The sequence below is a fragment of the Actinokineospora globicatena genome (assembly GCF_024171945.1).
Taxonomy (GTDB): domain Bacteria; phylum Actinomycetota; class Actinomycetes; order Mycobacteriales; family Pseudonocardiaceae; genus Actinokineospora; species Actinokineospora globicatena.
In genome coordinates, this window is the sequence record NZ_JAMTCR010000002.1 from 74,727 (window position 1) to 94,976 (window position 20,250).

The following is a 20,250-nucleotide window of genomic DNA, read 5'->3' on the forward strand; positions in this document are numbered from 1 at the left end:
CTGGGGCCTTAGCGGCGCTTGCCGTCGGCGGGGTCCAGACCAAGCATGTCGAGCAGGCGCAGGCAGTCCTCGGCGTCGGAGGAGTGGTCGGCCACCGTGCGCGCGGCCTTGCTGCACTGGTCGGCGTTGTGCATCGACTCGACCTCCCGTGCCGCGGCGATCCTGGTCGGGGACGTCGGTGTCCCGTTCGCGAGCGTCATGGCGAAACCTTCCTAGAGACGGCCGCCACCACGAAGGGCGTCGAGTGCCCACAGGGGTTTTCGCGTGGCGTGCCGGCTGGAGTGGCCATCACTCTTTCAGCCCATTGCGGCCGCCGCAAGAGGCCCAACGGTCCTGGTGTGTTACGCCGGTGTGAATGTCACGGAATGCGATTGGCCGGGCACAATCACTGCTTGATGCGGCGCTTGGTGAAGGTGATGAGCCCGCTGACGAGCAACAACGCACCCACGACGACCGCGATGAGACCAACGTCCATGCATTCCAGGACGCGGCACCCGCGGTCCTGGTTGCGCGATTGGGTGGAAGGTTTTCCACCCAATCGCGATCCATTTCGGAAACGCTAGGTGAGGCGAGCCTCACATTCCGCGAGCGCCGAGTTCGCCTCGGCGGATCCGGTCATGGCCGCCGCCAGCCGCAGGTGCGGCACAGCCTCGGCGTGCTTGCTCTGCCTGGCCAGCGCGCGGCCGAGCAGGGTCAGCGCGAACGCGTCCGAGGGGTCCAGCTCGACCAGCTCGCGGGCGGTGGCCTCGGCCTTGCCCAGCGCGGCGGACTGGAAGTGGGCCAGCGCCAACTCGGTCAGCACGGCCCGCGACGTCGGGTCCACCTCGGCGGCCTGGGACAGGTAGCGGGCCGCGGTGGTCGGGTCGCCACCCTCGCGGTAGCGGCGCCCGAGTTCGTAGAGCGTGGCGAGGTCGGTCACGCGTCCTCCTCGGTGAGGTCGGCGGAACTGCGGTGGGCGACCGGGATCTGGCCGAGCCGCCCGGCCTGGTAGTCGTCGAACGCCTGGAGGATCTCCTGGCGGGTGTTCATCACGAAGGGACCGTAGCGGGCAACGGGTTCGTTGATCGGCAGACCGCCGAGCACCAGCACCTCCCAGGTCGGGGAGTTGCCCGGCTGGGTGTCCGCCGCGCGCAACGTGAGCGCGTCTCCGGCTTGCCCGAACACGGCGAGCTCCCCTTCCCGCAACGGCCTTCCTTCTCTGCCAACGGTGCCGCGACCGGAGAGCACGTAGGCGAGGGCGTTGAAGTCCCGCGCCCACGGCATGGTCAACCGCGCACCGGCCGCGACAGTCGCGTGCAGGTAAGTGATCGGCGTGTACGTCGAACCCGGTCCCTGAAAACCAGCGAGGTCGCCAGCGATAACACGCACGAGTGCGCCACCGTCGTCGCTGGCGAGCAACTTCGCGTCACCCGCGGCGATGTCCTGATAACGCGGCGGCACCATCTTCATCGCCTTGGGCAGGTTGACCCACAACTGCACGCCGTGGAACAGACCACCCGTCGCCACCAGTTCCGGCGGCGGGACCTCGTTGTGCAGGATCCCGCTCCCGGCGGTCATCCACTGCGTGGAGCCGTCGGTGATGAGACCGCCGCCGCCGATGGAGTCGGTGTGCGCCATCGCGCCGTCGATCATGTAGGTGACCGTCTCGAACCCGCGGTGCGGGTGCCACGGCGCGCCCTTGGCCTCGCCGGGGCCGTACTCGACGGCGCCCATGTGGTCGAGCAGCAGGAACGGGTCGGCCATCGCCAGGTCGACGCCCGGGAACGGCCTGCGGACCTGGAAACCCTCACCCTCAAGGAAGGACTCGGCCCGCACCGTCGTGCGCACCCCGCGCCAGGTCGTCGCCGACTCGGGCAGGACGGGCAGGCGGGGCAGGGTCAGCGTGTCCGCGGTGACAGCAGGCACGGCAGCCTCCTCTCACTCAGGGCCACCCGGGCGGCGACCACGCCCCGGTCAACCTAGTTGCGCGCTCAATTATTCCTCAGGTCTGCGCCCACATCGAGTAGATGAGGTTGTCCTCGTCCGCGCACACGACCTGCGGCAGGGCGGGCTCGGCGACCTGGTTGCAGCGCATGGGACCGATCTCGAAGTCCGGCAACCCGGTCTTGGGCTCCGGCCGCGCGGCGTAGTAGTCGAACAGGATCGCGGCGGCCTGCTCGCAGTTCAACCGCCCACGCGGCGTCTCCACCACGGCGGCGAGCATGTCCTTGCCCAGCGCGCCCTTGAACGGCCGGTCGCAGTGGGTCGTGGGGGCGCTCTCGTCGACGGCGGGGACCTCGGACTTGACCTTGGTCGTCGTGGTCGTGGTCGCCTTGGTCGTGGTGGGCCGCGCCGGGGTGGTGCGCTTGGTGGTGGTCGTCGTCTCGGGTGCGGTGGTCGTCGTTGTGTCCACACTCGACGCTGTTCCTGTGACGGGCGCGGAACAGCCAGTAACCAAGGCGGCGAGCAACATCAAACCGGCAAATGACCTCATGTCCACGGGTTCGACGGACCCACCCCGCGCGTTACGCGTCCACACCGGACCACGATCGGTGGAATCCCCCGCGCGCGCCGGGCGCCACCGCCGGTCAGCCCCTACCGTTTCCGCGTGCTCGCCCGATCCACCGCCGCTCTCCTGTCCGCCCTCACCCTCACCGGCTGCACAGCCACCCCGACCGCAAGCCCCCAACCCCAACTGGCCCCCGTGCGCTCCGAGCCCACGACGTCCTACCCAGCCCCACCCCCCACCCGCCAACCCGACACGATGGTCGGCTCCCCCAAGCTCGCCCCCGCGGTCCTCGACTGCCCGAGCTACGTAGCCCTCATCACCAAGGCAACCGGCGTCAAAGCCGAACCCCTCCTCGGCACACCAGACCTGTGCCGCTACCGCCTCCCCTACACCCGGGGCACCACAAACGTCTCCATCCTCTTCCGCGCCGAACCCCCCGGCACCCCCAGCTACGTCCGCACCGAGGACCACTACGGCAACACGGCCTACCAAGTAATAGGCCCAGACCCCACCGCCTGCGGCCTCTCCATCGCCCTGGACCCCTACCTCCCCCCACACGAGCACGGCTCACACCTCACGGTGCTCGGGAGCTTCGAAACCGCCCCCTGCCCCACCGTCAACAAAATCATCGCCCCCCTATTCGACCGCCTAACCGACGCACCGGAATAGCCACACCCCCCTCGGTCCCCACCCCCTCTCCCCTCCTCCCTCCCCACCACCCCACGCCCCACTCCCGCGCTGTCCCCCACGCCCCACCAAGTCCCCACACCCAGTCCCAGCCCACCCGCAACGACTGGCGAAGCCCCGACGACGTTGGCCCTAAAGCACCCGCCAACACCGTTGGCCCCTAGTCACCCGCCAAACGACGTTGGCCGACACGCGCTCCACCCGAGTCGCTGGTGCCAGGCCGGCTCGATGGGGTGGACTTGTTTTGTGTGGGGGAGGACCACCCGTAGCGTCGTTGCGCGGACAGGGCCATGCTTTTCGGCCCCTGCTTTGCGGTCCTGCCACGGGTGGTTCAGGGGCCCCGCGCAAAACAAGTTCGCCCCATCGAGCTTCGCTCGAAACTCGCGTCACGACGATGGCGCAGCCGAGGCGTTCCCCGCAGCGAAGCGGAGGCCCGAGACCCGGACTTCCCCCAGCTCAACGCCTACCCGCCCGCGGCCGCCAAGATCAACCCGCCCCAAAGTCCCCCGAATACACAGCCTACCCAAGGGCAAGCAAGGCAAGAGAGGCTGAAGTTCGCCCCTGTGGACAACTCCACCCCTTGTGGACAACCCGACCGTCACACCCCCGCGTACGCCAAGCTAGGCACCCGAGAATCCACCGACGTCCGCCGCAGGTAAAAGAACCACGTCACCAATGCCAGCACCACGTACCCCACCACAAACACCCACAACGCCGACGTAGACCAAGTCGAATGCGCCGCCGCCGCAGCCGCCTTCTCCTCCACAGTCCGCCCCGCAGCGACCGCTGCACCCACCGGCGCACTAGCCACCCGGAACACCTGCTGGATCAAGAACCCACCAAACGCCCCGATAGCCCCCGCGATCCCAATCACCGCAGCCGCCATCCGCTTGTACCGCAACGCTGTCTCAGCATCCGAGGAATCCCGCCGCCCCAGCGCCCCGAAGATCACCGGGATCATCCGGTACGTGGACCCGTTCCCAGCCCCCGACAGCGCGAAGATCACCATGTACGAAGCGAAGAACATCCCGAAGTCGCGCCGAGTCACACCCAGCATCGCCACCAACGTGAACACCGTCATCCCGACGAACACCCACAAAGTGACCCGAGCCCCACCAAGCCGATCAGACAGCCAACCGCCGAACGGCCGCGTGACAGAGCCGATCAAGGCGCCCAGGAAACCCAAGCCGGCAAGGTAAGTACCGATGAACGGGTGCTCGGCCAAGAACTCCGGGAACGTCAACTTGATCACCAGCGGCAGGGCGAACGAGAAGCCGATGAACGAGCCGAACGTGCCGATGTACAGGATCGACATGATCCACGTCTGCGAGCGGCCAAGGCACGCGGCGTAGGAGGCGGCGTCCGAGCGGGCCATGGTGAGGCTGTCCATGAACAGCCAGGCGCAGACCACGGCGGTGATGATGAGCGGGATCCACATCAGACCCGCGTACGCCAGGTGCACCGGGTGCACGGGGTTGCGGGCCACCGCGTAGGGGACGCCGACGATGATGACGAGCGGGGTGAGCAGTTGGACGACCGCGACGCCGAGGTTGCCGCCTGCCGCGTTGAGGCCCAGCGCGAGGCCCTTTCGCTTCTCCGGGTAGAAGAACGAGATGTTGGCCATCGACGAGGAGAAGTTGCCGCCGCCGACGCCCGCGAGGGATGCCGCGGCCAGCAGCAGGGCGAACTGGGTGTCGTGCGTCTGCTCGCGCACCACGTCGAAGTGCACGAGGGCGGCCAGCGCGGTGGTCGGGACCAGCAGCAGGGCCGCGCTGATGGCCGTCCACAAGCGACCGCCGAAGCGGGGGACGGCGAAGGTGTAGGGGATGCGCAGCGCCGAGCCGACCAGGTTCGGGGCGGCGGTGAGCCAGAACAGCTCGCTGGGGGTGAACGGGGTGCCGCCGCCGAAGCCCGCATTGGACAGGTTGAGCACGACGACCGACCACAGCACCCAGATGGAGAAGCCCAGGTGCTCGGCGAAGATCGAGAAGATCAGGTTGCGCCTGGCCACCCGCTTGCCGGTCGTGGCCCAGAACCGCTCGTCCTCGGGGTCCCAGTGGTCGATCCAGCGGTTCACGGTGCCTCCACGGGCAGGTCTGCGAGCCAGTCGGCGATAGCGGCGGTCTTGTCGGCGCAGGTCCCGCACCCGGTCGTCGCGCGCGTGGCGGCCACCAGCCCCGGCACCCCGGTCGCTCCCGCCCGCCACGCCGCGACGAGACCGGCCTTGGTGACGGTGTTGCAGCGGCACACCAGCGCGTCGTCGGGCAGGTCCGCGGGCGAGCGCGTCGCGCCGCCGTCGGGGTTGGCGCGGCCGAGCAGCAAGGCGATCCGGTCGACGGGCGCGGGAGCGCCGGAGTCGAAGAACTCGGTGATGGTGGCGGCCGCGTCGGGAAAGCCGATGACGATGGCGCCCACGACCCGGTCGTCGCGCAGCACGAGTTTCGCGTAGCGGTCACGTGTCGGGTCGTTCAACGAGATCACCTCAGCCGAGGCGTCCGACGGGCTCGTCTCCCCCAACGCGGCGAGGTCGACGCCCCGGGCCTTGAGCCGGGCGACCGTGGGCGTGCCGCGATACCGGGCAGCCGGGTCCACGCCGGTCACCAGGCCCGCCAGCACAACGGCTTGGTCCCACCCTGACTGCACCATCCCCGCCACGGTCCCCGGGTGCGTGGCGCAGTCGCCGATGGCGTGCACCCTCGGATCGCTGGTGCGCAACGCGTCGTCGACGACGATCCCGCCGTCCACCACCAATCCCATCGACGCGGCTAAGTCTGTCTCCGCGCGCACCCCCGCAGCCACGACCACCAACTCGGCCGGGACGTGGCTGCCGTCGTCGAGCTTGAGCCCGTCGCCGGGGGTGTGCTGAGCGGCCAAGCGGCCCAATCGCACGTCGATGCCCATATCGGTGAGCACCTTGGCCAGCACAGCGCCACCGTCGGGGTCGACCTGGCGTTCCATCAGGTGCCCGACCGGATGCACGACAGTGACCAGGCATCCGCGACCCAACAGCCCGCGCGCGGCCTCCAACCCGAGCAAACCACCGCCCAGCACGGTGATCGGTGCGCCCGGGCGGACCCGGTCCAGGATCGCGGCGCAGTCATCGAGGTCCCGGAACGTCGCCACATCCGGCGCTAGGGCGCCGGTCTCGGTGCGCAGCCCGTCCACCGGCGGCACCCAGGCGCGGCTCCCCGTGGCCAGCACCAGCGCGTCGTACTCCACAGTGGACCCATCGGAGAGCGCAACGGTCCGCGCCGCCCGGTCGACCGCGTCCACGCGCACGCCCACCCGAAGGTCGACGCCCGCGGTGTCCGCCCAATCCGGCGCGTGCAGGGCGACGACCTCGGGCGGCATCGTGCCCGCCAGCACCGCCGACAGCAAGATCCTGTTGTACGCCGCATGTGACTCGGCGCCGATCACGGTCAGCGCGACCCGATCCCCGGCCGGGTCCCGCCTGCGCACCTCCTCGGCGAACCTGGCGCCCGCCATGCCGTAGCCGACGACGACCACCCGGCGCGGCCTCATGACGGCTCCAACCGGACCGCGCACACCTTGAACTCGGGCATCCGGCTGTACGGGTCCAGCGCCGGGTTGGTCAGCAGGTTCGCCCGCTGCGCGCCGGGGAAGTGGAACGGCAGGAACACCGTGTCCAGCCGCATCGTCGGGTCGCACCGCACCACCGCCTCGGTCTCCCCGCGCCGCGACACGACCCGGGCCCGACCACGGTCACCCACCCCGACCCGAGCCGCCGTGTCCGGGTGGACCTGCACGAACACCTCGGGCTCGGCGTCGGCGAGTTCCGCGACGAGCCTGGTCTGCGCGCCGGACTGGTAGTGCTGCAGGACGCGACCGGTGGTGGCCAGCAACGGGTATTCGTCGTCGACGGGCTCAGCAGGACCGGTGTAGTCGACAGCGGCGAACCGCGCCCGCCCATCGGGATGCGCGAAGCTGTCCAGGAACATCCGCGGTGTCCCTGGGTGCTCGGTCGTCGGGACAGGCCAATGCAACTGGTCCCCGTCACGCAACCGCTGATAGGTGACGCCTGAATAGTCGGCGGGCCCGCCACGCGACGCGCGGCGCAGTTCGTCGAACACCACCTCGGGGTCGGCCGGGAACCGGTGCTCGGGCTGCCCGAGCCGGATCGCCAAGTCCCGCAACAGGTCCAGATCGCTGCGCACGCCCTCGGGAGCGTCGATGGCGAGCGAGCGGAGCAGGACGCGGCCTTCGAGATTGGTCATCGTGCCACCTTCCTCAGCCCACTGGGTCACCGGGAACACGACATCGGCGAGCGCGGCCGTCTCCGACAGCACGAAGTCCGCCACCACCAACAGGTCCAATGTGGAGAGACGATCGGCGATGTGACCCGCGTTGGGCGCCGACACCACGACGTTGCTCCCGAAGACGAGCAACGCGCGCGGACCGTCGTCGCGCCCCAGCGAATCCAGCAGTTCATAGGCCGATCTCCCCGGCCCGGGAAGGCTTTCCGGCGGAACTCCCCACACCGAGGCGACATGGGCCCGCGCATCCGGATCGGTGATCTTGCGATACCCCGGCAGCTGGTCGGCTTTTTGGCCGTGTTCACGACCGCCTTGGCCGTTGCCCTGCCCGGTCAAACACCCGTAACCCGATCCCGGCGTTCCCGGCAGCCCAAGGGCGAGCGCGAGATTGATCCAGGCCCCAACGGAATCCGTCCCGTTCGAGTGCTGCTCAGTGCCGCGACCGGTCAGGATGTGCGCGGTGCGAGCACCTGCGAGAAGCGCGGCAGCCCGGCGTTGATCGCTGGCCGCGACTCCAGTGACGCGCTCCACCCGTTCGGGCCACCACGCGGCGGCGATCCGCCATGCCGCGTCGAATCCCGCCGTGCGCTCAGCGGCGTAGTCACCCCGGTAGTGACCGTCGGCGACGACGGCGTGCAGGATTCCCAACGCCAGCGCCAGATCCGTGCCCGGACGCGGACGCAGGTGCAGGTGCGCGCGCTCAGCCGTCGCGGTGCGGCGCGGGTCGATGACGATCAGCGTGCCGGTGAGGTGTTGCAGGAACGGCGGCATCGTCTCGGCCGGGTTCGCGCCGACCAGCAGCACCGCCGCCGACCGCGCCAGGTCGTCGATGGGGAACGGCATCCCGCGGTCGAGCCCGAAGGCGCGCATGCCCGCCGCGGCGGCCGAGGACATGCAGAACCGGCCGTTGTAGTCGATTTGCGCGGTTCCCAACGCGACCCGGGCGAACTTCCCGAGCAGGTAGGCCTTCTCGTTGGTCAGCCCGCCGCCGCCGAACACCGCGACCGAGTCGGCGCCGTGCACATCACGTGAACGCGCCAACTTCGCGGCGACCAGGTCCACAGCGGTGTCCCACGAGGCAGGTCTGAGTTCGCCGTCCACCCGCACCAGTGGCGTGGTCAGCCGGGCGGGCGTGCGCAGCAACTCCGCCGCGGTCCAGCCCTTCTGGCACAAACCGCCCCGGTTCGTGGGGAAATCGCGGGATTCGACGGTGGTTCCGGTGAGCCGCATACCGCACTGCAGCGCGCAGTACGGGCAGTGCGTGTCTCCCCGGCCGGGCGCGGCCAGTCTCGTCACGAGCTCCCCCTGTGTCTGCACCGACACTCAAGGAGAGCGCATCACGCGGTGCCCCGTCCAGGTTTTGTTGGCAAGAACCCGTCCGCGGCCGCCCCTAGTAGGGGTCAGATCAACTGACCGATGGCCTGCGCCGCGCGTTCCAAGCCCCGCATGGACCTAGGGGTCGACTTCGGGTGCAAAGCGTGCACTGCCAAGCGGAACAACAGCGCGCGCAGCAGCGCTTGCGGCCATTCCGGCAGGTGGCCCCACCGCTTGGCGATGGCCTCATCCGCGCCGCCCCACGCCATGGCGTCCACCACCACCACGGCCGCCGCCCACTCCGGCGGGCGGAAGAACGCGGTGAAGTCGATGATCCCGGGGTCCGCGTCGCCGTCGAACAGGACGTTGCCGAAGAGGTCGCCGTGCACGACCTGCGCGGTGAGGCTGACCTCCTTGCGCGACTCGGCGTAGAGCTCGAAGAGCCGCCCACCCAGCTGCGGGTCCAGGGTGACCTTCTTCTCCTCGCCCCAGGCCAGCCGGTCGGCGGTGGCGAACACGTCCGCGCGCAGCTGCAGGAACCGCGGCCTGCGCAGCTCGGCGGTGACCTTGTGCAGCCGCAGCGACGCGGAGATCACCTCGTCGTAGCGCGGCTCGGCGCGACCGGGCACGAACCGGAACCCGACCCAGCCGCCGACCACGTACCGGCCGTCCGAGGAGCGCACCGGCCGCCCGATCCGCAGCTCGGGCACCTCCAGCTCACCCAGGGTCTGCGCCACCCAGGACGCCTCGGCCGGGTTGACCGCCTGGCGCAGCGCGATCTCGCCGCACCGCCACACCGGGCCGTGCTCGATCAGCACCGGCTCGGCGTTCTTGGCGCCGAAGGCTGCCCGGACGTGCGGCGGGGGCGGTGTTCTCACGGGCGGGGACGCTACCTGCCCACCAGGCGATGACGGGGTCGCGACACGTGCCCGATGGATGGTTGATCTCCAGGCCGGGCCTGGGAAGTGGGAAAACGGGAACGGCCCCGGCTCGTCGTGAGCCGGGGCCGTCCGCCGTCGATCAGTACGTGGGCAGGCTGGTGTCCACGTCGCGCGCCCAGCCGAGCACGCCGCTGCCGACGTGCACCGCGTCCTTGAACCCGGCCCGGTGCAGCGCGGCGAGCGCCTCGGCGGAGCGGGCGCCGGACTTGCAGTGCAGGACGATCTGGCGGTCGTGCGGCAGCCCGGCCAGCGCCTCGCCGGAGATGATCTGGTCCTTGGGCACCAGGACCGAGCCCTCGATGCGGACGATCTCGTACTCGTGCGGCTCGCGGACGTCGATCAGCGCGAAGGTGTCGCCCCGGTCGAACTTGGCCTTGAGCTCGCGCGGGGTGATCGTCGAGCCCGCGGCGGCGGCCTGGGCGTCGTCGCTGACCACGCCGCAGAACGCCTCGTAGTCGATGAGGCCCTCGATCGGCTTGGTCTCCGGGTCCTTGCGGATCTTGATGGTCCGGTACGACATCTCCAGCGCGTCGTAGACCATCAGCCGACCCAGCAGCGGCTCGCCGATGCCGGTGATCAGCTTGATCGCCTCGGTGACCATGACCGAGCCGATGGAAGCGCACAGGATGCCCAGCACACCGCCCTCGGCGCAGGAGGGCACCATGCCCGCGGGCGGCGGCTCGGGGTAGAGGTCGCGGTAGTTGAGGCCCTGCCCGTTGGGCGCGTCCTCCCAGAACACGCTGACCTGGCCCTCGAACCGGAAGATCGAGCCCCACACGTACGGCTTGCCCAGCAGCACCGCGGCGTCGTTGACCAGGTACCTGGTCGCGAAGTTGTCGGTGCCGTCGAGGATCAGGTCGTACGGGGCGAACACGTCGAGCGCGTTGTCGGTGGTCAACTGCTCCTGGTGCACGTTCACCGTGATCAGCGGGTTGATCTCGGCGACCGACTCCTTGGCCGAGATGGCCTTGGGCTTGCCGATGTCGGACTGGCCGTGGATCACCTGCCGCTGCAGGTTCGACTCGTCGACGATGTCGAAGTCGATCACACCGAGGGTGCCGACCCCCGCCGCCGCGAGGTAGAGCAGGGCGGGGCTGCCGAGCCCACCGGCGCCCACCACGAGCACCTTCGCGTTCTTGAGCCGCTTCTGCCCGGCCACGCCGACGTCCGGGATGATGAGGTGGCGGCTGTAGCGGGCCACCTCGTCCCTGGTCAGCTCGGTCGCGGGCTCGACGAGCGGCGGGAGACTGCCTGACATCGGGTCCTCCTACAGCACGGATGTATGCCGGATTCTTCCCCGGTCAACGCCAGGATCCCACCACGCTCTTCCCCACTCCCAGAATCCGGGATGCGGTACCCGTCACGGCGTGGGGCGGGCCTGGGGATTGGGTCACACAGCGCCATCCCCACTCCCAGCACCGGTGCGGACTACGGGGTGGGACGCGCCTGGGGGTTGGGCCAGGCGTTGGGTTTGCAGACCAGCCCGTCCGCCTTGACCGGGTCCGGGTTCCCGACGGCCTTGTTGAGCTGGGCCACGTAGTCGTTGGCCACCCCGAAGCTCTGCTGCATCATCACCGGCGCCAGCGCCCCGGCCTGCGGGCAGCCGACGTGGTTGTTGCGGAAGGCGTGGCCGACCTCGTGGTTGAGCGCGTACTGCCGGTAGGTGAGCATGTCGCCGCCGAAGACGACCGCGCCGCGCGACCACCGGGCCAGGTTGATCATGACCCGCTTCTCGCTCGACCGGTAGCAGGACGACTCGTACTTGATCGAGAAGCCGCACATCTCGCCCCGGTGCGCGGTGTCCGGGGTGGTCAGGCTGATCCGGAAGCTCGGGTTGGGGAAGTCGGCGGCCACCCGCTGCACCGAGATCTCGCCGAGGCCGGTCCAGCCGCGCGGGTCGGCCAGGGTGGAGTCGACCAGGCTGGCGAACGCGTCGTCGCCGCCGTAGGAGGCCGGGTCGATGCCGTCCTCGACCTCGACGGTGTAGGTGAAGAACTTGGCGCCGGTGCCGATCTTCGGGCCGCTGCCGGGCACGACGTGGAAGGTGACCTTGCCCGTCTGGGTGAAGGCACCGCCGTTGGGCAGCTCCGCCGTCGGGATGTTCACATCCACCGGACCGGGTGGACGTTCAGTGACGTCGGGCACACCCGAGCCGCCCTCGGTGACCGGGTTCACCTGTTCCGTGGCCTGCTCGCTCGGCGCGGAGGCGACCGACTCGGCCTTGTCCCCCGCGGTGCGCACGGCGACCAGGGCGGTCACGGCGATGAGCACCGGCACCGCGTACACGCGCCACCCGTAGGTCGCCAGGAAGCCGCGCTTGCGGGCCTTGCGCGGGCGCTCCGGCTGCCAGGAGGCGGCGAGCGGCTCCGCCGACGTCCGCCTGCCCGATCTGCGGTAGCGCTCACCGGCCTCGGGGGTGGCTGCGGAGCGTGACGACCCAGTGGCCGTGTCCGGCTCGCCCTGCGTCATTCGGCTCACGCGCCCCAGGGTGCCACATCACCCGACGCTCGGTGGATTGGTGCCACCGGGGCAACGACGCGTGTCACCAATCCCCCGCCTCGGCGGTCTCCCAGAGCCCGAGCACCGCGCGGGCGACCGCCGACGGCCGCTCCATCTGCGCCACGTGCCCGGTGCGCGAGAGCACGAGCAGCCTGGCCCGCGGGATGAGCCGGGCGGTCCTCGGCGCCTTGCGCACCGACATCAACTTGTCCCGGTCACCCCAGATGACCAGCGTGGGGGCCTTGATCCGGGGCAGCGCCCGCCAGAGCGACCTCGCCCCGAAAGCGAACCAGGCGCGGATGAGACCGATTGTGCTGGCCGCGAGCGCCGGTCCGGCCCAGGTCATGCCCGCGCGCTCGGCGTACTCGGCGGTGGCCTCGGCCATCCGCTCCTCGGTGACCGCCCACGGTTCGGCGTAGCACAGGGTGAGCATCTGGCTGGCCCGCTCGGCCGGGGTGAGGTTCGCCAGCGCGTGCCGGACCTTGGCGCCGACCACCGGTAGGAACGCCAGCGGGATGCGCCGGTCGGACATCCGGCTGGCCAGCGGGCGCAGGTCGGGCACCGCCGGGGAGACCAGGGTGAGGGTGCGCACCAGGTCGGGGTGGCGGGCGGCCAGCAGCACGCTGATCGCCCCGCCCATCGAGTTGCCCAGCAGGTGGACCGGTCCGAGGGCCAGGCCGCGCAGCCAGGTGGCCAGGGCGTCGGCGTGCGCGGTCAGCGCGTAGGTGTAGCCCTGCGGCGGCTCGGTGCGGCCGAACCCGGGCAGGTCGACGGCGATGCCGGGGGCGTACCCGGCGAGCGAGGCGGCGAGGTCGGTCCAGTTGGTCGCGGACCCGCCGAGGCCGTGCACGTACACGGCGGTGACGGGGCCGACACCGGGCGTCCTGCGCACGTGCAGCCGGATCCCGGCGGACTCGACGACCTCGCCCGGCCAGGGCGCGACGGCGGCGTCGAGCACCGGTAGTTCGGCCTCCGACAGGGGCACGGGGGCCAGCGGGGCGCGGCGGGTGGTGGGTCCGGCGGTCACCGATCCAGTGTGCACGCGATCCCTGGGGCTCGCCGCACTGCGGCGTGGGTCACACTGGATACTTGTCGTGGAGCACGAACGTCCATGAAATTGCCCCGAACGGGGATACCGGCGAGTACGGTCGACCCAGCCGCGGGGTTGGTGATCCTGACCCCGGCGTAGCGGTGAACGAGGGTGGAGACGCATGTCCGAGACGGTTCAGTCGAACGGGGTCGGCCGAGGGGCCAGACTGCCGCGCACCGCCAGGCGCGCCCAGTTGCTGGCCGCGGCCCAGGACGTGTTCGCGGCGAACGGCTACCACGCCGCGGGCATGGACGAGATCGCCGAGCGCGCGGGCGTGAGCAAGCCGGTGCTCTACCAGCACTTCCCCGGCAAGCTCGAGCTGTACATGGCGCTGCTGGACAAGCACGTCGACGAGCTGGTCCGCCGGGTCACCGAGGCGATGGACGCGACCAGCGACAACAAGGCCAGGGTGCGCAACGCGGTCGGCGCCTACTTCGACTTCGTCGACGGCGAGAGCCAGGCGTTCCGGCTGGTGTTCGAGTCCGACCTGCGCGGTGAGCCGCTGGTCCAGGACGCCATCGAGCGGGCGACCAGCGCCAGCGTCGACGCCATCGCCGCGACCATCACCGCCGACGCCAGCCTGGACGAGAGCCGGGCGCGGCTGCTGGCGGTCGGTCTGGTCGGCGCCAGCCAGGTGGCGGCCCGCTCGTGGCTGGCCGACAACCGCGCGCTGCCCAAGGAGGAGGCCATCAACCTCATCTCCAACCTGGCCTGGCGCGGGATCGGCGGCGGCTTCCCGCTGCACCCGCACGACTGACCAGCCCCGGAACTCGACCGAGCTGTCCCAGAACTCGATCGCCACGTCCCAGGAGTGGCCACGGGACCCGGTGACCGGGCACCGTGGGGACATGATCTTCTCGGCGGCGAGCACGACGGCGCTCGGTGGGCGACCCACCAACCAGGACGCGGCGCACGCCGCCGAGCACCTGCTGGCGGTGGCCGACGGCGTCGGCGGGGCCCCGGCGGGCGAGGTGGCCTCGGCGTTGACCATCCGGACGGTGGTCGAGCAGCACGGCCACTCCCCCGAGGGCATGGTCGAGGTCGCGAACGCGGCGGTCTTGGCCCACGGCGACGCGGAACCGGACACCGCGGGCATGGGCACCACCCTCGACCTGGCCGTCCTGGTCAAGGCAGGCGGCAAGTGGCTGGTCCGCGGCGCGCACGTCGGCGACAGCGTGACCATCGTGCAGAGCGGCGCCGACCTGCGGGTGCTCACCAGGGGCCACACCCTGGCCAACGACCTCGTCGACGGCGGCCACGCCACCCCGGACGAGGCCGCGCGGCACCCGCAGCGCGCCGCGCTGGTCCGCGCGGTCGGGCTGGAGCACGCCATCCGGCCGGACCTGTGGGAACTGCCCGCCACCAAGGGCGACCGGTATTTGCTGTGCACCGACGGTCTCACCAACACCTTGGGCGACAACTTATGGCCTCTATTGCGGTCTTTACAGGGAGAAACAGCCGAGGTTTGCGTAACCGAACTCGTGCGCGCCGCGTGCCAATTGAGCCCTAAGGACAATGTGACGGCAGTGATCGGCGACGTGCGCGGAAGCTCGAGTTGGCTGAGCTAAGAGTCACCCGGTAGCGGCTAGAGGGCGTACTCCCGCCACAAGTCCGTTGAGGTGTGTGACCACTTCTTCGGCGCGCTCGTAGTTCAGCATGTGGCCGGCGCCGGGGTAGATCAAGAGGTTGGCGTCGGGCAGCGCTGCGGCGATGAGCCGGGCATCGGCCACTGTGCACAGCCGGTCCCGGCCGCCGGCCATGACCACGGCGGGGACTCCCCGGTAGACCGGCAGGGCGTGCACCCGCTCGTGTTCGTTGAGCGCGTTGCGGAACTCGACCATGTTGGCCGGGTTGCAGCGGCCCACCTGCGCGGCGGTGGCGGCGATGTGCGCGGGGACCGGGCGCTTGCCGAACACCAGCCAGCGGACGCCGGGGCGGGCGTAGCCGGTTCGCTTGCCCATCAGCGCGGGTCGGCGGAACCGGGCGATCCGCCGGTTGATCAGCTTCTCCGCGTGGAGCACGGGCGCGGCGACCCACCTGGGCAGGCCGAGGGTGAGTGTGGACAGTCCACCTGAGGTGGTCGCGACGAACGCCACGCCCGCGACCCGGGACGCCACCAGGTCGGGGTGCCGCTCGGCGAGGGCCATCAGCGTCATGCCGCCCAGGGAGTGGCCGCCGAGCACGACGGGGCCCGTCGGCGCGGTCGCGGCGATCACCTCGGCCAGGTCGTCGGCGATCCGGGCGATCGTGGCCGTCCCCTGTGGAGCGGCACCCGAGGCACCGTGCCCGCGCAGGTCGAACCGGACGACCCGGGCGCCCGCGAGACCGCCGACGACGAGGTCCCAGGACGCGTGGTCCATCGTCCAGCCGTGGATGAGCACGACCGTGACCGGGCCGGACCCGCTCTCGACGACGTTGAGCGCCACGCCGTCCGAAGTGGTCACGGTGCTCATGGGGCGAGCAGCATCGAGCGGCGCCACAGGACCATGCCGGGACCGCCGACCAGGTCGGCCTCGTCCAGGAACTTCATGATCCGCTCACCCCAGTAGCGGATGGTCTCCTGGAAGTGCGGGTTGGCCTTGGCCGCCTTCCACGCCTGCTTGGGGTCCAGCCCCACCGCGCGGTACACCTCGGGGTTGACCAGGCTCAACGCGACGAAGTACGAGACGACCGCGGTGAGCAGCCGGTGGTAGCGCTTGGCCAGCCAACCCGCCTTCGCCATGCCCTGCACGACCTCTTGGCGGGCGAAGGTGACGTGCCGCGCCTCCTCCAGGACGTGGATGCGGTTGACCATGCGGATCAGCGGCTGGAGGGTCGGGTCGACCATGTTCTCCCGCTGCATCCGGTCCAGCACCTCCTCCGCGACCAGGATCGCGGCGTACGCCGACGGACCCCGGCTCAGCACGGGCAGCACCTTCGCCAGCTGCTTGACCCACCGGCGCGGGCCGTAGGCGGGGACCCCGAAGCGCTTGCACGCCTTGCCGAACATGGTCGAGTGGCGGCACTCGTCAGCGATCTCGGCCAGCAGGTAGTGCACGTGGTCGGTGGTCGGGTCGTGCCGGTAGACCTGCTTGAGCAGCATCTGCATCAGCAGGACCTCGAAGAAGATCCCGGTGCTGGCGATGCTCGCGATCTCGTGCTTGCCCAGCTCGATCCGCTGCTGCGGGGTCAGCGTGTCCCACAGCTCGGTGCCGTAGAGCGAGATCCGGTGCTCGGGGTGGAAGTGCAGGTCGGCGGGGATCTCGGCGCCCCAGTCGATATCGATCTCGGGGTCGTAGAACTTGTCCGCGGAGGACTTCAGCAAACGGCCCGCGGTCTTCTCCCGATCGGCTAACTTGGCAACCTGCGTCGCGCGGCTCATCGGCGGGTCACTCCTCCTTTACGCGGCGGTTCCAGCACGCGTAACTTCGGGTAACAGTTACTTCTGGTAGCATGAGTGGCATGGCTGACCGTGTCAAGCGCCACAGCCCCGGCGACACCGGGGCGGGCACCGGGGACGCGCGGCGGGACCGGTGGAAGTCGCACCGCGCCGCCCGGCGTGAGGAGTTCGTCGAGGCCGCGTTGCGCGCGCTCGCCGAACACGGCCCCGACCTGGGCATGGAGCACGTCGCGGCGGCGGCGGGGGTGACCAAGCCGGTGCTCTACCGGCACTTCACCGACAAGGCCGACCTGTTCGTCGCGCTCGGCCACCGGGGCACCGAGATCCTGTTCGAGCGGCTGATCCCGGCGATGAGCCGCGAGGAGGCCCCGCTGCCGCGGATCCGGCGCAGCCTGGACGCGTTCTTCTCGATCATCGAGGAGTACCCGAACCTGTACCGGCTGCTGGTGCGCAGCACGTTCGCCGACCGCAAGATCGACAACGACATCGTGGCCGAGGACAAGGAGGTCATCGCGAACGCGCTGGCCGCCCTGCTCGGCGACTACATGCGCGCCTACCAGATCGACTCAGGCGGCGCGGAGATCTGGGGCCACGGCATCGTCGGCATGGTGCAGAACGTGGGCGAGTGGTGGCTGGAGCGGCGCACGATGAGCCGCGACGCGGTGGTGGAGTACCTGACCATGACCATCTGGGCGGCCATCGACGGCACCATGCGCGGCTACGGCGTGACCATCGACCCGCACAAACCGCTGGACCTCAACAAGGTCATCACACTGTCCACCGGCGACACCGCGGCCGGTTAGAGGAGCGACCCGTGAGCGAACACCCGGACGAGGACGGATACCGGGGCCAGGCCAGCCTGGTCGTCGGCGAGCACGAGTTCGCCGTCTCGGTTGACCTGCGCGGGCACTTCCAGCCCATCGACGGCTACTACCGCTGGTACGGCCGGATCGCCGCGGACACCGCGCTGTCGGCCGCCGTCGGCGGCCGCAAGACCAGCGCCGTCCTGCGCACCCCGCAGGGCGAGGCGGTCGGCGAACTGTCCGATCCGGACCCGTGGGACCGCTACCGGATCATGGGCACCTCGACCCCGCCGTTCACCCTCGTGACCGAGTTGGACGCGCTGGAGGCGTAGGGCCTCTAGCCCAGCCAGGACTTCCAGGTCGGCAAGAGGACCTCGAGCAGCTCGTCCGGGTTCTCGATGGCGGGCGAGTGCGCCGCGTTCGCCACCGTCGAGAAGTCAGCCCCGAGGCGGTCGGCCATGTCCCGCTGCAGCGCGGCAGGCCAGGCGTCGTCCTGGGCACCGCAGACGACCAGGCACGGCGTCCCGCGCAGCGCCTTGGACAGCTCCAACACCAGGTCAGGCTCGGTGCGCAGGCCGTTGCCCATGCCGAGCAGCGCCTCGGGCCGGTTGCGCAGGAACCGCAGCCGCAGGAAGTCTCGGACCTGGTCGGTCTGCGCGAGCCACCGCGGGTTGGACGCGTTCACCGCCTCCAGCCCCCGGTGCACCGCAGGCACTCCGTGCTGCCGCAACAAAGGCTCACCGGCGTCGAGCACGAGGCGACGCGGCCCGGCGGGGAGATCGGCGGGACCGGTGCTGAGCAGGGTCAGCCCCACGATCTTGGCGCCACCCAGGACTGCCCGGCGCACCACCAGACCGCCGTAGGAGTGGCCGAGCAACAACACCGGCCGGTCCAACCCGGCGATCACGTCGAGGACCACGCCGCTGAGGGGTTCCGGCAGGTAGAGATCCTCGTCAGCGGGCCCCGGCGAATCCTGCTGCCCGGGCAAGTCAATGGCCAACGGCGAGAACCCAGCCCCCGCCACCCCGTCCAACAACGGCGCGAAGTCCTCCTTCGACCCCGTGTACCCCGGCACCATCAGCACGTACGGCCCACCGACATCCCGGAGCAGAGCCCCCACGGGACCGAACCGCCCAACCAACTCGACCGACTCAGCCCCATGGCTGGTGAGCTGCGAGTGCATACCCCCAGTCTGCCCGCCCAGCCCCACCACCCACCACCGCTCACCCGCCCCAGCACCGCGGCGACCTCAGCGCGGGGTGATCAAGTCAGTGCGGAGTCGACCGGGTCACCAGGGCGCCCAGTCGGCGCAGAGCCGACTGGGATCAATGCAGGGCGACGAGGGTGGGGCCGCGCTGTTCCAAGACCATCGAGCCGATGGTGGCCATGGTGACCGGGCCGGTGTAGCCCTCGCGGTTGACGGGGATGGTGCCGATGCGGGTGCCGTCGGCCTGGCTGAGGACGGCGAGGCCTTCGGGAACCGGGACCAGGGCTCTGCCGCCGAAGACGACGCCGGGGCCGCGGGTGTCCGGGACGGTCCACAGGGGGCGGAGTTCGGTGGCGGAGAGGACGACGGTGCGGGAGCCGGTGTACCAGTAGTAGGCGCCGGTGGCGGTGGCCACGAGGGGGGTGTGGCCCGCCGCGTCGGTGGTCAGGTCCTCCGGGCCGAGGTCGACGTCGAAGGTGCCGGTGCGCTCGCCCTGTTCGTTGTAGACGATCACCCGGCCGGGGTTGGGGAGGGCGATCGCGACCAGGCCGTTGTTCATGGCGATCACCTGCGCGCCGCGGCCGTCGAGGACCTGGCTGGTGACCTCTTCCGGCTTCTCCCACTCGGCGGGGGCGGCGCGGAGCACGGTCAGCCGGTCGGAGGTCTCGTCCGGGCAGCTCTCGACGACGGCGACCTTGCCCGCCGCCGCGAGCACGGAGTGGTACTCGCAGCCGGTCCTTGGCTGCCTGCCCGGGTTGACCTTGGCCGCGACCTCGCCGTACTCCTGGGTCTTGACCAGGTCGTAGCGCAGCGACAGCAGCAGCCGGGAGCCGGTGGCGGTGAGGTAGTCCTGGCCGTCGAACAGGTACCGGGAGCCGAGTTCGGCGTCCCAGTCGCGCTGGCCGACGTTGCCCTCGCCGTTGTCCTGGTTGTCGCGGACCCCGGTGGTCGGGTCGAGCGCGGTGACCTCGCTGCACCCGCCCGCCGAGCGCGGGTCCGACGGGGGCAGTTCGCGGCCGTCGGTCCGGAACACGGAGACGACCTTGCTCCAGGCCACGGCGAGCCCGCACAGGTCGAGGTCGCGCTCGTAGGTCCAGCGGACCTCGCCGGTCTCCGGGTCCCGACCGGCGACGGTGCCGCCGTCACCGGTCACCACGGTCGACCCGGGCTTGGCGTTGCCCTGCTCAGCGGTGATGTTCGCGATCACGGGCTGCCAGGTGGCCGGGCTGCTCACCCGCCACGCCTCGCCGAGCGACGGCGGGAACACCTCGGGCGGGGTGAGCACCGGGTAGCTGCCCGTGGCCGGTTTCGACTCGGTAGCGGCGATGTCGCTGCGCTGCCACACCACCACCCCGGCGGCGACCAGGGCCAGGACGATCAGGATCAGCAGCGCCCAATCGCGCTTGGTGTTGAACCCGTTGCGCGGGCCCCGCACGCGCGTGGCCGGGGCGTCCCCGGCCAGCACGTCCTCGTCGACCACGGCCGTCCGGCCGCCGGTCGACCCGTATCGCGGGTCCGGGTCCTGGTGCTCCCCGTCCCCGCCGTCCCTGGTCTCGCCGAGCGTCACG

Annotated in this window: 21 protein-coding genes; 5 read left to right on the forward strand and 16 right to left on the reverse strand. The window is 70.6% G+C overall.

From position 1 onward, the window contains the following. Nucleotides 1–8: 8 nt before the first annotated feature. The 5 genes from LV79_RS00300 to LV79_RS00320 all read right to left on the reverse strand — a co-directional run bounded on the left by LV79_RS00300 (nucleotide 9) and on the right by LV79_RS00320 (nucleotide 2,392). On the reverse strand, nucleotides 9–200 hold the full coding sequence (locus LV79_RS00300) for a hypothetical protein (RefSeq protein ID WP_253831166.1): 192 nt from the start codon (nucleotides 198–200) through the stop codon (nucleotides 9–11). Between the two features lie 185 nt (nucleotides 201–385). Further along, complete coding sequence (locus LV79_RS00305) at nucleotides 386–475, reverse strand: variant GlyGly-CTERM sorting domain-containing protein (RefSeq protein ID WP_253831167.1); 90 nt, start codon at nucleotides 473–475, stop codon at nucleotides 386–388. Nucleotides 476–559: 84 nt separating this feature from the next. Beyond that, nucleotides 560–919: a tetratricopeptide repeat protein gene (locus tag LV79_RS00310; RefSeq protein ID WP_253831168.1), complete on the reverse strand. Its 360-nt coding sequence runs from the start codon at nucleotides 917–919 to the stop codon at nucleotides 560–562. Beyond that, the gene (locus LV79_RS00315; protein WP_253831169.1) at nucleotides 916–1,905 is read right to left on the reverse strand and encodes a pirin family protein; all 990 of its coding nucleotides are present in this window, start codon (nucleotides 1,903–1,905) and stop codon (nucleotides 916–918) included. Before LV79_RS00315 ends, LV79_RS00310 begins: the two co-directional genes overlap by 4 nt. Nucleotides 1,906–1,981: 76 nt before the next feature. Continuing rightward, complete coding sequence (locus LV79_RS00320) at nucleotides 1,982–2,392, reverse strand: hypothetical protein (protein ID WP_253831170.1); 411 nt, start codon at nucleotides 2,390–2,392, stop codon at nucleotides 1,982–1,984. Nucleotides 2,393–2,587: 195 nt separating this feature from the next. Between LV79_RS00320 and LV79_RS00325 the strand changes: the two genes are divergently transcribed. Beyond that, nucleotides 2,588–3,157, forward strand: a complete 570-nt coding sequence (locus tag LV79_RS00325) for a hypothetical protein (RefSeq protein WP_253831171.1) — start codon at nucleotides 2,588–2,590, stop codon at nucleotides 3,155–3,157. A 616-nt stretch (nucleotides 3,158–3,773) separates the two neighbouring features. On the opposite strand, the gene LV79_RS00330 is transcribed toward LV79_RS00325, so the two are convergent. The 7 genes from LV79_RS00330 to LV79_RS00360 form a co-directional block, all read right to left on the reverse strand. Further along, nucleotides 3,774–5,252, reverse strand: coding sequence for an MFS transporter (locus LV79_RS00330; RefSeq protein WP_253831172.1), 1,479 nt, complete (start codon nucleotides 5,250–5,252; stop codon nucleotides 3,774–3,776). After that, a complete protein-coding gene (locus LV79_RS00335; RefSeq protein WP_253831173.1) occupies nucleotides 5,249–6,697 on the reverse strand; it encodes an FAD-dependent oxidoreductase in 1,449 nt (482 codons plus the stop codon). The genes LV79_RS00330 and LV79_RS00335 overlap by 4 nt, the downstream gene beginning before the upstream one ends. Next, a complete protein-coding gene (locus LV79_RS00340; protein ID WP_285470518.1) occupies nucleotides 6,694–8,745 on the reverse strand; it encodes a molybdopterin oxidoreductase family protein in 2,052 nt (683 codons plus the stop codon). Before LV79_RS00340 ends, LV79_RS00335 begins: the two co-directional genes overlap by 4 nt. 104 nt (nucleotides 8,746–8,849) lie before the next feature. Continuing rightward, entirely contained in the window at nucleotides 8,850–9,641 is a 792-nt protein-coding gene (locus LV79_RS00345; RefSeq protein WP_253831174.1) for a TIGR02569 family protein, read from the reverse strand. 142 nt (nucleotides 9,642–9,783) lie between these two features. After that, nucleotides 9,784–10,962: an adenylyltransferase/sulfurtransferase MoeZ gene (gene moeZ, locus LV79_RS00350; RefSeq protein WP_253831175.1), complete on the reverse strand. Its 1,179-nt coding sequence runs from the start codon at nucleotides 10,960–10,962 to the stop codon at nucleotides 9,784–9,786. Between the two features lie 170 nt (nucleotides 10,963–11,132). Beyond that, the gene (locus LV79_RS00355; protein ID WP_253835636.1) at nucleotides 11,133–12,173 is read right to left on the reverse strand and encodes a DUF3152 domain-containing protein; all 1,041 of its coding nucleotides are present in this window, start codon (nucleotides 12,171–12,173) and stop codon (nucleotides 11,133–11,135) included. A 73-nt stretch (nucleotides 12,174–12,246) separates the two neighbouring features. Next, nucleotides 12,247–13,230: an alpha/beta fold hydrolase gene (locus LV79_RS00360; RefSeq protein ID WP_253831176.1), complete on the reverse strand. Its 984-nt coding sequence runs from the start codon at nucleotides 13,228–13,230 to the stop codon at nucleotides 12,247–12,249. Nucleotides 13,231–13,414: 184 nt separating this feature from the next. Here LV79_RS00360 and LV79_RS00365 point away from each other — a divergent pair, with 184 nt between their 5' ends. After that, complete coding sequence (locus LV79_RS00365) at nucleotides 13,415–14,050, forward strand: TetR/AcrR family transcriptional regulator (protein WP_253831177.1); 636 nt, start codon at nucleotides 13,415–13,417, stop codon at nucleotides 14,048–14,050. A 91-nt stretch (nucleotides 14,051–14,141) separates the two neighbouring features. Beyond that, nucleotides 14,142–14,861 carry a PP2C family protein-serine/threonine phosphatase gene (locus LV79_RS00370; RefSeq protein WP_253831178.1) on the forward strand — a complete coding sequence of 240 codons (720 nt, stop codon included), beginning with the start codon at nucleotides 14,142–14,144 and terminating at the stop codon, nucleotides 14,859–14,861. A 3-nt stretch (nucleotides 14,862–14,864) separates the two neighbouring features. On the opposite strand, the gene LV79_RS00375 is transcribed toward LV79_RS00370, so the two are convergent. Together LV79_RS00375 and LV79_RS00380 are read right to left on the reverse strand one after the other, a co-directional pair. Beyond that, nucleotides 14,865–15,746 (reverse strand): alpha/beta fold hydrolase, encoded by an 882-nt coding sequence (locus LV79_RS00375; RefSeq protein ID WP_253831179.1) that lies wholly within the window; start codon nucleotides 15,744–15,746, stop codon nucleotides 14,865–14,867. Next, nucleotides 15,743–16,654 carry an AurF N-oxygenase family protein gene (locus LV79_RS00380; RefSeq protein ID WP_253831180.1) on the reverse strand — a complete coding sequence of 304 codons (912 nt, stop codon included), beginning with the start codon at nucleotides 16,652–16,654 and terminating at the stop codon, nucleotides 15,743–15,745. The genes LV79_RS00375 and LV79_RS00380 overlap by 4 nt, the downstream gene beginning before the upstream one ends. Before the next feature lie 71 nt (nucleotides 16,655–16,725). Between LV79_RS00380 and LV79_RS00385 the strand changes: the two genes are divergently transcribed. Further along, nucleotides 16,726–17,475: a TetR/AcrR family transcriptional regulator gene (locus LV79_RS00385; RefSeq protein WP_253831181.1), complete on the forward strand. Its 750-nt coding sequence runs from the start codon at nucleotides 16,726–16,728 to the stop codon at nucleotides 17,473–17,475. A gap of 11 nt (nucleotides 17,476–17,486) precedes the next feature. Further along, nucleotides 17,487–17,807 (forward strand): DUF4873 domain-containing protein, encoded by a 321-nt coding sequence (locus LV79_RS00390; protein ID WP_253831182.1) that lies wholly within the window; start codon nucleotides 17,487–17,489, stop codon nucleotides 17,805–17,807. A gap of 5 nt (nucleotides 17,808–17,812) precedes the next feature. On the opposite strand, the gene LV79_RS00395 is transcribed toward LV79_RS00390, so the two are convergent. Both LV79_RS00395 and LV79_RS00400 read right to left on the reverse strand, forming a co-directional pair. Further along, nucleotides 17,813–18,595: an alpha/beta fold hydrolase gene (locus LV79_RS00395; protein WP_308208908.1), complete on the reverse strand. Its 783-nt coding sequence runs from the start codon at nucleotides 18,593–18,595 to the stop codon at nucleotides 17,813–17,815. A 205-nt stretch (nucleotides 18,596–18,800) separates the two neighbouring features. Beyond that, complete coding sequence (locus tag LV79_RS00400) at nucleotides 18,801–20,249, reverse strand: Rv3212 family protein (protein ID WP_253831184.1); 1,449 nt, start codon at nucleotides 20,247–20,249, stop codon at nucleotides 18,801–18,803. Between the last annotated feature and the right edge of the window lies 1 nt (nucleotide 20,250).